Consider the following 13,337-nt stretch of genomic DNA (forward strand, 5'->3'; position numbering starts at 1 on the left):
ATTGCCTATATTGGATTGGAGTCAGGGCCGGCTTTGCGCCAGCGCCTGGATTTCTTCGGCCGACAGCCCCAGCCGCTCGGACAGGACCTGCCCCGTGTGCTCGCCCAGCATGGGCGGCGGGCGGCGGTATTCGACCGGGCTGCCGGAAAATTTCAGCGGGCTGGCCGCCATCGGCACCTTGCCCGCGGCCGGATGGGGCAGCTCGCGCCTCATGCCGCGCGCAAGGACGTGTGGGTCTTCGTAGACCTGGTCCAGGGTATTGATGGGCCCGGCGGGAACGCCGACGCCTTCCAGCGCAGCCAGCCAGTGGTCGCGCGCGCCCGTGGCCATGCGCTCGGCCAGGAGCGGCACCAGTTCCTCGCGGTTCTTCACGCGCTGCGGATTGGTGGAGAAGCGCGGGTCCGCCGACAATTCCGGCAGGCCGATCGCGCCGCAGTAATTGCGGAACTGGCTGTCGTTGCCGACGGCCACGATCAAGTGGCCGTCGCTGGCCGCGAACACCTGGTACGGCACCAGGTTCTGGTGCGCGTTGCCGGCGCGCTTGGGCGCCACGTCCGAGGTCATGTAGTTGAGGTTCTGGTTGGCCAGCATGGCCACCTGGCAATCCAGCAATGCCATGTCGATGTGCTGGCCCAGGCCGCTGCGGGAGCGTTCATGCAGCGCGGCCAGGATGCCCACCGTGGAATACATGCCGGTCATCAGGTCGGCCACGGCGACGCCGGCCTTCTGCGGGCCGCCGCCGGGCAGGTCGTCGCGTTCGCCGGTGATGCTCATCAGGCCCCCCATGCCCTGGATCATGAAGTCGTAGCCGGGGCGGCTGGCGTAGGGGCCGGTCTGGCCGAAGCCGGTGATCGAGCAGTAGATCAGGCGGGGGTTGATTTCCTTCAGGCTTTCGTAGTCCAGGCCGTACTTGGACAGGCCGCCCACCTTGAAGTTTTCCACCAGGATGTCGCTCTGCAGCGCGAGTTCGCGCACCAGCTCGGCGCCGCGGGGCGAGGCGATGTCCAGCGCCACGGACAGCTTGTTGCGGTTGGCCGACAGGTAGTAGGCGGCCTCGGTGGTGTCGTTGCCGGCCTCGTCCTTCAGGTACGGAGGGCCCCAGGCCCGCGTATCGTCGCCCGAGCCGGGACGTTCGATCTTGATCACTTCGGCGCCGAGATCGGCGAGGTTCTGGGTGCACCAGGGGCCGGCCAGGACGCGGGTCAGGTCGAGCACACGTATGCCGGTTAGGGGAGCGGGACGTTGCGACATCTGTAATCTTTTCGCTAGAAGAGAAATGAGGACGCCCGGCCCGCGGCTGCGCGCGGGCCGGACCGGATCACCGTAGGTCAAGCTGGATATTAGCCCGGACGCGTGTTCAGGAATGCGCCTTGATGGTTTCGCGGGCGATCACGAGCTGCTGGATCTGCGAGGTTCCCTCGAAAATGCGGAACAGGCGCACATCGCGGTAGAAGCGCTCCACCGCGTATTCGGACATATAGCCCGAGCCGCCGTGGATCTGCACCGCGCGGTCGGCGACGCGGCCCACCATCTCGGTCGCGTACAGCTTGCAGCAGGCGGCCTGCATGGTAGTGTTTTCGCCGCGGTCGCGCATGCGGGCGGCGTCCAGCACCATGCAGCGCGCGGCATAGAGCTCGGCCTGGCTGTCGGCGATCATGGCCTGGATCAACTGGAATTCGGCGATGGGCTGGCCGAACTGCTTGCGCTCCAGCGCGTACTTCACCGCGTCGCGCAGCAGGCGGTCGGCGATGCCGACGCAAAGCGCGGAAATGTGCAGGCGGCCCTTGTCCAGCACGCGCATCGAGGTGCGGAAGCCGTTGCCTTCCTCGCCGCCCAGCAGGGCGTCGGCCGGAACGCGGCAGTTGTCGAACACCACATCGCTGGTCAAGGCGCCGGCCTGGCCCATTTTCTTGTCGGGCTTGCCGATGATCAGGCCGGGCGTGCCGGCCTCGACCAGAAAGCAGGAAATGGAATTGGCGCGGCGCTCGGGCGCGGTGCGCGCCATGACGGAGAACAGCCCGGCGATCGGCGCGTTGGTGATGAAGCGCTTGGTACCGTTGAGTACATAGCTGTCGCCGTCGCGCACGGCGGACAGACGCAGGGCCATCGCGTCCGAGCCGGCATCCGGCTCGGTCAGCGCGAAGGAGCCGATCAACTCGCCGCTGGCAAGCTTGGGCAGGTAGCGGTTGCGTTGGTCGTCGGTGCCGGCCAGCACGATGGCCTGCGAGCCGATGCCGATATTGGTGCCCGCCAGCGACCGGAACGCGGGCGAGGTCTGCCCCAGTTCGAAGACCACGCGGACTTCCTCTTCCATGGTCAGGCCCAGGCCGCCGTAGTCCGGCGAGATGGACAGGCCGAAGAGCCCCAGGTCGCGCATTTCGGCGACGATGTCGGGCGGGACCTGGCCGCTCGCGGCCAGTTCGTCTTCGGCGGGGATCAGGCGCTCGTGCACGAAGCGGCGCACGGCGTCCAGCAGCAGGGTCAGGGTTTCGGTGTCGAGGGCCATGATGGAAGTCTCAAAGAAAGGCAATGCGGGTTCGGGGCGGCGCGCTCAGGCGCGCATGCCGCCGACCAATAAATCGAAATAGCCGGCGGCGATGCGTTCGGCGCTGTCGCCCTGGCCCGGCTTGTACCAGCGCACCATCCAATTCAGCATGGACAGCACAGCGCGGCCGGTGGCGGGTACATCCAGCGGCCGGAACACGCCCTCGGCGACGCCCTGGGCGATCAGTTCGCGCAGGCGCTGCTCGTAGCCGTCGCGCAGCCGGGCGGCATCCTCGCGTTCGGGCAGTGCCATGCCGGAATAGCCGATCAGCATGGTGACGAACTCGGCATGGTGCAGCTCGAAATAGCGCGCGTGCCCCACCATGAAGGCCCGCAGCCGGGCGGCCCCGCCGTCGGCCCGGGCCACTTCCTGGCCGACGGTCTGCGTCAGGCCGCTCAGCACGCCGAGGATGATGGCGTCGTAGATGTCCTGCTTGGTGGTGTAGTAGTGATAGATGGCCGCCTTGGACACGCCGAGCGCAGCGGCCAGATCCGACACGGAACTGCCGTCGTAGCCGCTGCGGGCGAAGAGCTTGGCGGCTTCTTCCAGGATGCGTTCGCGCGGCGCCGCCAACGAGGGCGGCCGGCCGGCGCGGGCGCGTTTCTGGGCAGGAGGGGCGGAGGTCGCCATGGCAGCCTTTGAAGAGCCGCGCCCGCGGCTGCCAGGGGTTCGAACGAACCTCCATTGACAGCGCTTCGGCGCATGCCGTTTAATAAAGATTAATTAATTACCGGACGGCCGGTAGGTAATTATAGGCACACCCGCCAACGATGCTCAAGCCCTCTTGGGACCTTTTTCGCGACGACGCCCATGCCCCACTCTCTCGTGACTGATTTGTACGGCCAGATGTCCCTCCCGGTCATCTGCGCCCCGATGTTCATCGTGTCCAACCCGAAGCTGGTGGTCGCACAGTGCACCAGCGGTATCGTGGGTTCGTTTCCGGCGCTGAACGCGCGCCCGCAGAGCCTGCTCTCCGACTGGCTGGACGAGGTCCAGGCCGGCCTGGCCGCCTACCGCGAAACGCACCCCGGCGCGACCGTGGCGCCGTTCGCGGTCAACCAGATCATCCACCAGTCGAACGACCGCCTGGAACAGGACCTGGCGGTGTGCGCCAGCCACCGCGTGCCGCTGATCATCACCGGCCTGCGCGCGCCCGGCGACCTGGTCAAGGGCGTGCACGACTGGGGCGGCAAGGTGTTCCATGACGTGACCACCCTGCGCCACGCCGAAAAGGCGCTCGAGGCCGGCGTGGACGGCCTGATCCTGGTGTGCGCCGGCGCGGGCGGGCACGCGGGCACGCTCAGCCCCTTCGCCCTGGTGGCCGAAGTGCGCCGTTTCTACGACGGCCCGCTGATCCTGTCCGGCGCGATCACGTCCGGCGCGCACGTCCTGGCGGCGCTGGCCATGGGCGCGGACTTCGCCTACATGGGCACGCGCTTCATCGCTAGCGAAGAAGCCAACGCCAGCGACGGCTACAAGTCGGCCATCGTGGACGCCAGCGCCTCCGACATCCTCTATACGCCGTTCTTCACCGGCATCCCGGGCAACTACCTGAAGGCCAGCATCGCCGCCGCCGGCCTGGACCCGGCCAACCTGCCGCTGCCCGAGAGCGGCGCGTCCAATTTCGGTTCGACCCGGGTCAAGCCGTGGAAAGACATCTGGGGCGCGGGCCAGGGGGTGGGCGGCATCGCCAGCGTGCAGCCGACGCGCCGGATCGTCGACGCGCTGCGCGGCGAGTACGCGGAGGCCAAGGCCCGCCTGGACGGCAGGGCCTTCTTCGCATGAGCGCCGGGCTGAAAGTCTCCCGCGAGGGCCCGGTCCTGACGCTGACGATAGACCGCCCGGACCGCCGCAATGCGCTGGACGTCGCGACCTACGCCGCGCTGACCGAACAGATCGCCCTGGCCGGCGCCGACCCGACGCTGTCCGCGGTGATCCTGACCGGCGCCGGCGGGCACTTCACGGCCGGCAACGATCTGCGCGACTTCCAGGCCGAACGCGGCGCGGGCGACAGCGCGGGCCTCACGTTCCTGCGGGCGCTGACAATGGCTGACGTGCCGGTCGTCGCCGCGGTCGAGGGCTATGCCATCGGCATCGGTGTGACCCTGTTGCAGCATTGCGATTTCGTCCACGTCGGGGAAGGCGCCACCCTGCGCATGCCATTCGTGGCGCTTGGGCTGTGCCCCGAAGGCGCGTCCAGCCTGCTGATGCCCCGGCTGGCCGGCGCCCGCCGCGCCGCTGAATGGCTGCTGCAGGGCAAGGCGTTCTCGGCGCAAGAGGCCGTTGACGCCGGGCTGGGCACCTCCGTTACGCCCGCCGGGCAGGCGTTGGCGGCCGCGCAGGCCACCGCCGCCGACCTGGCGCGCCAGCCGCCCGCCGCCCTGCGCCTGACCAAGGCGATGCTGCGGCGGCCGGACCGCCAGGCCATCCAGGAAACGCTGGATTACGAGGCCCAGCAGTTCCGCGCCCGCCTGCAGACCGAAGAGGCGCAGGCGGCTTTCGCCAAGTTCTTCAAGAAATAGCGGCGGGCGCCTCCCGCTGCCCGTCGCCTCAGAAGGGCGAGTCGGGCCGGAAATTCGGCGCCCGGCGTTCGCGCAGGGACTGGATCCCTTCGCGCACGTCCGGTCCGCCGAAGCCCATGAACTCCAGGGCCAGCGAAGTATCGAAGCTCGGCCCCGCCATGCGCAGCCAGTTGTTCAGCGAATACTTGGTCCAGCGGATCGCCGTCTGCGAGCCGGCGGCCAGCTTGTTGGCCACTTCGAACGCGCGGCCGATCAACTCGGCCTCGTCCACGCACAGGGACACCAGGCCGATGCGCTCGGCTTCTTCGCCCGTCACGGTTTCGCACAGCATCAGGTAGTACTTGGCCTTCGCCATGCCGCACAGCAGAGGCCACACGATGGCGGCATGGTCGCCCGCCGTCACGCCCAGGCGGGTATGGCCGTCGATGATGCGCGCATCGCGCGCGGCGATCGAGATGTCGGCCAGCAGGCCCGCCACCAGCCCCGCGCCCACCGCCGCGCCGTGCATGGCGGAAACGATGGGCTTGTTGCAATTGATGATGTTGTAGACCAGGTCGCGGGCCTCCCGCCAAACGCGGGCGCGCACGTCGAAATCGTCAGCCATCTGCTGGACCAGATCCAGGTCGCCGCCGCCCGAAAAGCCCTTGCCCTCGCCACGGATCACGACCACGCGGGTGTCCGGATCGGTATCGATGTCGCGCCAGATGTCCGCCAGCTCGCGGTGCATGCGGTCGTCGGCCGTGGACAGCTTGCCCGGCAGGCCGCCTTTGGCGCCCATGATCAACTCCAGCACGCCGCCCGGATGCCGGCGCAGCTTCAAGGCCTCGTAGGCCGAATAGTGTTCCAGCGTAATGTCGGTCATTGTCTTCTCCACGTTGTCTTATCGTTGCGGCGGGCCGAAAGCCGGTCTCTCCGGGGGGCCCATCTGGGCGCACTATAGTAGATACGGCCCCCCGCGCCATGCCGATTCCACCCGGAGCCTCAGCCCATGAACACCCCTGTCCCGCCCGCTGGCGCCAAGATCGACCGCGCCTCGCTGCCCGCCCTGTTCTCCCCGCGCGGCCCGGACACGCACAAAGGCAGTTTCGGCACTGTCGGCGTGGTGGGCGGCGGCCCGGGCATGACCGGCGCGGCGCTGCTCGCGGCCCGGGCGGCCCTGAAGACCGGCGCCGGCAAGGTACTGGTCGGCTTCGCCCAGGAGGCCCCGCCCCTGGCCTGCGATCCGCTGCAGCCCGAACTGATGCTGCGCGACGCCCGCTCCCTGCTGGAAGAGGACTGGGGCGTCACCGCCTGGGTGGCCGGCTGCGGGATCGGCACCGACACCCTGGCCGCCAATGTGCTGTCCGAGCTGTTCGTCTTGCGGCGTGGAGCGCCGCTGGTGCTGGACGCCGACGGCCTCAATCTGCTGGCGCGGGCGGACATCCAGCCCGGCTGGGGCGCGGGCCCGGTCGTGCTGACGCCGCATCCGGCGGAGGCCGCACGCCTGCTGGCCGCCAGCACGGCAGACGTTCAGGCCGACCGGTCTGGCGCCGCCCGCGAACTCGCCCGGCGCTACGGGGCCTGGGTCGTGCTCAAGGGTGCGGGCACCGTAGTCTGCCCGCCCGAGGGCGAGCTGCGCATCAATACCAGCGGCAACCCCGGGCTGGCCACCGCCGGGACCGGCGACGTGCTGGCCGGCATGCTTGGCTCCCTGATCGCGCAGAATCTGCCGATGGACCAGGCCGTGCCCGGCGCCGTATGGCTGCACGGCGCCGCCGCGGACGCGCTGGTCGCCCAGGGCATCGGGCCCATCGGCCTGACGGCGGGCGAACTCGCGGACGCCGCCCGCAGGCTGCGCAACGGCGGCTGAAACCGTGCCTGCCCAGGGGAAAATGCCCCCACGGGAGGCCTAAGTCCCTGGTAAATAAACATTTTTACAACATCCTAGGGTTTACCCTAGAAAAGGCGTTGCTTTTTCCCTAGGGTTATCCCTATAATGGTTTACCCCATGACGAAACGGACTGGAGAAAGCCATGAGCGAACTCACCCTGAACCACACTGCCCGCCTGACCGACGCGCTGGAGCGTGACCTGCTCCGCGGCGCCCTCGAGAACCAACCGAATGCCCACCCGCTGACCAGCCTGAAGAAGGCCGGCCAAGCCGTGATCGCAGCCGTTGCCGCCGTGTTTGCCTTCATCGACGAAGTGAACGATTCGATGAACAAGGCACGCGCCGCCAGCTCGCGCTTCTCCGGCTCGCAGTGGTAAGCCCTGCCGCGCTGGACTGAACCGCGACCGATCTCCCGCGATTCAGCCTGGCGCGCCGCCGCCGCAACGCCCGCCGGTTTCCCGGCGCCCCTTGCGGCGGATTGCCGGCGTTCCGCCCCTCACAGGAACGCCATCGCGCCGCGCCGGCCCCTCATCCGGGGCCCCCGCGACGCCCTCTTTCCCGCCCCCTCTCGGCGTTTTCCCTAGCGCCCCATTCGCCGTTGCGCATTGACAGCGCGCGAAGCCCCTACCGATAATCGGCCCCTTGCCGTCGTGCCTGGCGCCAAAACTCCCTGAACTCCCCTCCCGAGCGGCCCCGCCGGTCCGGCTGGCGCAGGCGGTTCACACGCAAGCACGATCCGGTTCGTTCCCCATCCGGAGTTGTCACCATGAAGTTGCGCACCACGCTGGCCCTTGCGGCCGCCGCCATCCCCTTGGCCGCCGCCCAGGCCCAGACGCTGAAGATCGGCCTGTCGGCCGAACCCACCTCGGCGGACCCCCACTATCACAAGATGACGCAGAACGACGCGTTCTCCGCGCACGTCTACAGCTCGCTGGTGGGCCGCAGCGCCGATATGAAGCTGGTCCCCGCGCTGGCCACCTCGTGGAAGACCCTGGACGACAAGACCTGGGAATTCAAGCTGCGCGATGACGTCAAGTTCTCCAACGGCAAGCCGTTCACGTCCGAAGACGTGCTATTCACGATCTGCCGCACGCTGAACAACGAAACCAACGTTTCGCAGTCCTACATGGACATGACCAAGCGCATCACCGACGTCCAGACGCCGGATGCGCACACCGTGATCATCAAGACCGGCGATCCCTTCCCGCTGATGCCCGCCGAGCTGGCCCGCTCCCTGCCCATCGTCTGGAATGGCATCGTCGAGCACGGCAAGCTCACGTTCGACCCCAAGAAGGGTTGCGGCGTCACCGGCGCCTGGCCGACCGTCGCCGACTTCAACAACGGCAAGGATGCCATCGGCACCGGCCCGTACACCCTGAAGTCCTACGTCAAGGGCACCGGTATCGAGCTGGTCCGCAACGAGAACTACTGGGGTCCCAAGCCGTACTGGAAGGAAGTGAAGTTCGTGCCGGTGCCGGCCGCTGGGCCGCGCCTGACCGGCCTGCTGTCCGGCGACTTCGACATGATCGAAAACCCCGCCGCGCGCGACCTGCCGCGCCTGAAGGACAATCCCAAGTTCGGTTTCGTGGCCACCCCGTCGACCCGCCTGGTGTTCTTCCAGCCCGATGTCGGCCGCAACCCGAGCCCCTTCGTCAAGAGCGCCGACGGCAAGAACCCGCTGCAGGATCTGCGAGTGCGCAAGGCGATCTCCATGGCCATCGACCGCAAGACCATCACCGCCCGCATCATGGACGGCATGGCCACCCCGGCCTACCAGTACATGCCCGACGGCATGTTCGGCGCGCTGCCCACGGCCCCGGAAATCAAGTTCGACCCGGAAGGCGCCAAGAAGCTGCTGGCCGAAGCCGGCTACCCGAACGGCTTTGAACTGACGCTATCGTCCACCAACGACCGCTACGTCAACGACGGCCAGGTGGCGCAAGCCGTGGCCCAGTACCTGGCCCGTGTCGGCATCAAGACCCACGTGGACGCCATGACGGCTTCCATCTACTTCCCCAAGCGCGCCAAGCGCGAGTTCAGCTTCTCGATGGGCGGCTGGCCGGCGGAAACGGGCGAAGCCTCGGCGCTATTCCAGCTGTGGGTGGCTTCCCTGGATTCCCCCAAGAGCCTGGGCACCAGCAACTACGGCGGCTTCAGCAATGCCGACTTCGACAAGGTGTACAAGGAAGCCATCGTGACGGTGGACGCGCCCAAGCGCGAGAAGCTGCTGCAGGAATCCACCCAGATCGCGCTGGACAACGTGCCGCTGATCCCGCTGCATTTCGAAAGCAGCATCTGGGCCTTCCGCAAGGGCATCACGTATGAAGGCCGCCGCGACCAGTACACGCTGGCCACCTCGGTCACGCCCGAAAAGCAGTAATCAGGTCCGCCTGAACGAAAAGCGGCTGCCTCGGGCAGCCGCTTTTCTTTGCCGCCGGGCCGCCCCAGGGCGAAAGCACCCGGCTGGGGGGATCGGCAAGCACCCGCGGCGTGCCCGGCGTGGGGCTGATTGCATCCGTTAGGCAGCCTCCCTGCCTTGCAACGCGCTGTCCAGCTCGCTCACCAGCAGCGCGACGAACGCTTCCGCCGCAGGCGGCAGCACCCGGCCCGGCATGACCTGGATCTGCAACGTGCGCGACTGCAGTTCCGCATTGGAAATCGGCACGGCGATGAGCTCGTCGCGCCGCAGGCTCCAGGCCACCGAAATGTAGCCGCTGAGCATAATGGCGTCCGAACCGAAGACAAAGCCGTGCAGCGGCGAGGAGTCATTGCAGGTCAGCGCCGGCTCCAGTTGCACCGACTCCAGCGCGCAGCCCATCTCGAAGAGCTGCCGCGTGGTGGTGCCCGGCCCGGTCAGGGCGAGGGGATACTGGCTCAGGTCCTGCAGGCTGACGCTGGCCCGGCCCGCCAGGGGATGGTCGGCCGCCATCACCGCATGCACCGGCGCACGGCGCGAATAGCGTGGACTGACCCCGCCGATACGCTCGGCAATGAACACTATGCCCAGCTCCACGCTGCCTTCCGCCACGCGGCGGCTGACTTCGGCGGGCGACCCCACGAACAGGTCGAAGCGGATATTCGGCCAATCGCGGCGGAAGCGCGCCATCACCGAGGGCAGGAAAATCCGCGCCACGCCTTCCACCGACGCCACCCGGATCTCGTTGCGCGCGGTGCCCTTGATGGCGGCGATTTCCTGCAGCACCGAGTCGGCTTCAAGCATGGTGCGCCGGGCATGCGACAACAGAAGCTGGCCTGCTTCGCTCAGGAGCATGCCCCGCGCGGCGCGCTCGAAGAGCGGCGCTCCCGCCTCCTCTTCCAGCTTGGCGATCTGCCGGCTGATGGCCGACACCGCCACGTGCAGGCGCTCGGACGCCCCGCTCAGGCTGCCCGCCTGGGCAACCTCCAGAAAGTACTTCAACGCTATGCCGTGCACGTTCGCCCCTCATGAGCGGTAGGGATGGATGTCGCGAGCTTTGCCTTTTCTGCAAAGCTTTAGATAAATATTCTAATTGTAGAGAAAGCAGCCAAGCTCCTAGAATTCGCCCAATACTCAAAGGCGGCGCGTGCCTGACGCGCCCCATATATAAGGGAAAACCCGTGCTAGCAGCCCTTTTCAGCGCCCGCCGCGCCGCGGCGCGCACTCATACCGGCCCCTAGCCGCCACCCCAACGCCATCGCCTATACAATCCCGTCGCCTCATTGGAGTTCCCATGCCTACGCCCGCCCCCGCGTCCCTACCGCGCCCGTTTCTTCTTGCCTGTCCGGACTTGTCCGCGGAGCGAGCGGGCAATACGGACACGCCGGGAGTCTGGCATTTCGATTCGGGCGTGCCGGGCAAGCATGTCATGCTCAGCGCGCTGATCCATGGCAATGAACTCTGCGGCGCCTGGGCGCTGAAGGACGCCCTGGCGGCGGGCCTGCGGCCGCGCCGCGGCGCGTTGACGCTGGCCTTTTGCAATCTGGCCGCGTTCGACCGCTTCGACTCCGCCAACTACGCGCCCGCGCGCTTCGTCGACGAAGACATGAACCGCGTCTGGAGCGACGACAAGCTGAGCGCCCCCGTCAGCCAGGAACGCCGCCGCGCGGCCCAGATCCGCCCCTGGGTCGAGCAAGCCGACTGGCTGCTGGACTTCCATTCGATGAGCAATTCCGACGTGCCGCTGCAACTGACAGGCATGGAACAGCGCAATATCGACCTGGCGCTGGCGCTGGGCAATCCCGCCACCATCATTGCCGATGCCGGGCACGCCGCCGGCGTGCGCATGCGCGATTTCGGCCGCTTCGGCGAAGCCGGCGACAACGGCACCCGGTCCCTGCTGATCGAATGCGGCTTCCATGGCGCGCCAGAGGCGCGCGGCGTCGCCGTGGACCAGATGGCGCGCTTCCTCGCGGAAGCGGGTACCGTGGATCGCGGCGACCTGCCCGAGGCCTGGTTCGCCCCCGCTGCCTCGGCGCAGCGCGCGCTGCGGGTGACGCATGCCATCGCCGCCAAGAGCGCCGATTTTCGCTTCGCCCAGCCCTGGAGGGGCCTGGAAACGCTCGAGGCCGCCGGCACCCTGATCGGCTGGTCCGAGGGCGAGCCTGTCGTCACTCCCTATGATGATTGCGTTTTGATCATGCCTTCCACCGCCAATCTGCGGCCGGGCGTGACCGTGCTGCGGTTGGCGCAGCCCATCGCCTGAAGGCCCGCGGCGGCACGCCGCCCCGCGATACAAGACCAATACAAGAAAGGGACAAATCCATGTCTGCCCAGACGTTCTATCGCAGCATACTCACGGCCTGTGCGATGGCCGCCTGTACAACCGCGGCCATCGCGCAGGATGCCGCCAGCACCCTGAAAATCGGCCTGTCGTCCGAGCCGACGTCTATGGATCCGCACTACCACCAGGCCACGCCGAACGACGCGATGACCTCGCACATGTTCGAGACGCTGGTGGGCCAGGACGCCAAGATGAACCTGATCCCGCGTCTGGCGACGGCCTGGAAGCCGGTGGACGACACAACCTGGGAATTCACGCTGCGCGACGGCGTCAAATTCTCCAACGGCCAGCCCTTCACCGCCCAGGACGTGCTGTTCACCTTCTGCCGCGTGGTCAACAACGAGCAATCCATCAGCAGCTCGTACCCGTCCATCGTCCAGAAGTTCGCCGACGTGCAGGTGCGCGACGGCAACACCCTGGTGATCAAGACGCGCCAACCCTATCCGCTGCTGCCCAATGACCTGACCCGCATGGGCATGCTGTGGAACGGCATCGCCGAGCACGGCCCGATCAGTTTCGACCTGAAGAACAAGTGCGGCGTCACCGGAGCCTGGCCCACCGTGGCCGACTTCAACACCGGCCGCTCGGTGATCGGCACCGGGCCGTACACCTTGAAGAGCTACGTCAAGAGCACTGCCATCGAACTGACGCGCAACGACGCCTACTGGGGCGACAAGCCGGCCTGGGCTAACGTGAAGCTGGTCCCCGTGCCGGCTGCCGGCCCGCGCCTGACGGGCTTGCTGGCAGGCGACTTCGACCTGATCGAAAACCCCGCCGCGCGCGACGTGAAGCGCATTTCGGAAACGCCCGGCTTCGGCCACGTCATCACGCCGTCGGTGCGCGTGGTGTACTTCCAGCCCGACGTAGGCCGCAACCCCAGCCCCCTCGTCAAGGCCCCCGACGGCAAGAATCCGCTGCAGGACGCGCGGGTGCGCCGCGCGATTTCGCTGGCCATCGACCGCAAGACCATCGCCGCCCGCATCATGGACGGCGCCGCCACGCCGGCCAACCAGTTCCTGCCCGACGGCATGTTCGGCACCCTGCCCAACCCGCCCGAGCTCAAGTACGACCCAGCCGCCGCCAAGAAGCTGCTGGCCGAGGCCGGCTACCCGGACGGCTTCGAGCTGACCGTGTCGTCCACCAACGACCGCTACATCAACGATGCGCAGATTTCGCAGGCCGTGGCGCAATACCTGTCGCGCGTGGGCATCAAGACCACCGTCGACACCATGACGCGCTCGGTGTACTTCCCCAAGCGCGCCAAGCGCGAATTCAGCTTCGCCATGGGCGGCTGGTCGTCCGAAACGGGGGAAGCCTCGTCCTTCCTGCAGTACTGGGTCAGCGCGTTCGACAAGGAACACGGCCTGGGCACCAGCAACTACGGCCGCTATGACAACCCCGCGTTCGACCGCGTGTTCAAGCGCGCCCTGGTCACCGTCGACCCCGCCGCGCGCGAAAAGCTGCTGCAGGAGTCGCTGACGCTTGCACTGGCCGACCTGCCCAGCATTCCCCTGCATTTCGAAAGCAGCATCTGGGCGTTCCGCAAGGGACTGACCTACGAAGGCCGCGCCGACCAGTACACCCTGGCCATGTCGGCCAAGCCCGCCAAGTAAGTCGATACGCGGCGCCCGCAAACCCTGA

Annotated in this window: 12 protein-coding genes; 7 read left to right on the plus strand and 5 right to left on the minus strand. The window is 67.6% G+C overall.

The genetic code is table 11. From position 1 onward, the window contains the following. Positions 1-21: 21 nt before the first annotated feature. The 3 genes from AGI3411_RS23375 to AGI3411_RS23385 all read right to left on the minus strand — a co-directional run bounded on the left by AGI3411_RS23375 (position 22) and on the right by AGI3411_RS23385 (position 3,175). Positions 22-1,251 carry a CaiB/BaiF CoA transferase family protein gene (locus tag AGI3411_RS23375; RefSeq protein ID WP_129529718.1) on the minus strand — a complete coding sequence of 410 codons (1,230 nt, stop codon included), beginning with the start codon at positions 1,249-1,251 and terminating at the stop codon, positions 22-24. A gap of 106 nt (positions 1,252-1,357) precedes the next feature. Continuing rightward, a complete protein-coding gene (locus AGI3411_RS23380; protein ID WP_129529719.1) occupies positions 1,358-2,506 on the minus strand; it encodes an acyl-CoA dehydrogenase family protein in 1,149 nt (382 codons plus the stop codon). 45 nt (positions 2,507-2,551) lie between these two features. Then, positions 2,552-3,175, minus strand: a complete 624-nt coding sequence (locus AGI3411_RS23385) for a TetR/AcrR family transcriptional regulator (protein ID WP_129529720.1) — start codon at positions 3,173-3,175, stop codon at positions 2,552-2,554. 180 nt (positions 3,176-3,355) lie between these two features. Here AGI3411_RS23385 and AGI3411_RS23390 point away from each other — a divergent pair, with 180 nt between their 5' ends. Next, positions 3,356-4,330: an NAD(P)H-dependent flavin oxidoreductase gene (locus tag AGI3411_RS23390; RefSeq protein WP_129529721.1), complete on the plus strand. Its 975-nt coding sequence runs from the start codon at positions 3,356-3,358 to the stop codon at positions 4,328-4,330. Then, positions 4,327-5,067, plus strand: coding sequence for an enoyl-CoA hydratase-related protein (locus AGI3411_RS23395; protein WP_129529722.1), 741 nt, complete (start codon positions 4,327-4,329; stop codon positions 5,065-5,067). Before AGI3411_RS23390 ends, AGI3411_RS23395 begins: the two co-directional genes overlap by 4 nt. 28 nt (positions 5,068-5,095) lie before the next feature. Here the strand turns inward: AGI3411_RS23395 and AGI3411_RS23400 are convergent, their stop codons facing one another. Further along, positions 5,096-5,929, minus strand: coding sequence for an enoyl-CoA hydratase/isomerase family protein (locus AGI3411_RS23400; RefSeq protein ID WP_129529723.1), 834 nt, complete (start codon positions 5,927-5,929; stop codon positions 5,096-5,098). A 126-nt stretch (positions 5,930-6,055) separates the two neighbouring features. Between AGI3411_RS23400 and AGI3411_RS23405 the strand changes: the two genes are divergently transcribed. From AGI3411_RS23405 to AGI3411_RS23415, 3 genes are all read left to right on the plus strand, one after another. Further along, a complete protein-coding gene (locus tag AGI3411_RS23405) occupies positions 6,056-6,916 on the plus strand; it encodes an NAD(P)H-hydrate dehydratase (RefSeq protein ID WP_129529724.1) in 861 nt (286 codons plus the stop codon). Positions 6,917-7,079: 163 nt separating this feature from the next. Continuing rightward, entirely contained in the window at positions 7,080-7,313 is a 234-nt protein-coding gene (locus AGI3411_RS23410) for a hypothetical protein (RefSeq protein WP_043543104.1), read from the plus strand. Between the two features lie 389 nt (positions 7,314-7,702). Then, the gene (locus AGI3411_RS23415; RefSeq protein WP_129529725.1) at positions 7,703-9,316 is read left to right on the plus strand and encodes an ABC transporter substrate-binding protein; all 1,614 of its coding nucleotides are present in this window, start codon (positions 7,703-7,705) and stop codon (positions 9,314-9,316) included. Between the two features lie 138 nt (positions 9,317-9,454). Here AGI3411_RS23415 and AGI3411_RS23420 read toward each other — a convergent pair whose 3' ends face one another. Then, on the minus strand, positions 9,455-10,369 hold the full coding sequence (locus tag AGI3411_RS23420; RefSeq protein ID WP_129529726.1) for a LysR family transcriptional regulator: 915 nt from the start codon (positions 10,367-10,369) through the stop codon (positions 9,455-9,457). A 277-nt stretch (positions 10,370-10,646) separates the two neighbouring features. On the opposite strand from AGI3411_RS23420, the gene AGI3411_RS23425 reads away from it, so the two are divergent. Together AGI3411_RS23425 and AGI3411_RS23430 are read left to right on the plus strand one after the other, a co-directional pair. Further along, complete coding sequence (locus AGI3411_RS23425; protein ID WP_129529727.1) at positions 10,647-11,618, plus strand: M14 family metallopeptidase; 972 nt, start codon at positions 10,647-10,649, stop codon at positions 11,616-11,618. A 59-nt stretch (positions 11,619-11,677) separates the two neighbouring features. Next, on the plus strand, positions 11,678-13,309 hold the full coding sequence (locus AGI3411_RS23430; RefSeq protein WP_129529728.1) for an ABC transporter substrate-binding protein: 1,632 nt from the start codon (positions 11,678-11,680) through the stop codon (positions 13,307-13,309). Positions 13,310-13,337: the final 28 nt, after the last annotated feature.

Origin of the sequence: Achromobacter agilis, from assembly GCF_900496965.1 — a bacterium.
In the GTDB taxonomy this organism is placed as follows: domain Bacteria; phylum Pseudomonadota; class Gammaproteobacteria; order Burkholderiales; family Burkholderiaceae_B; genus Achromobacter; species Achromobacter agilis.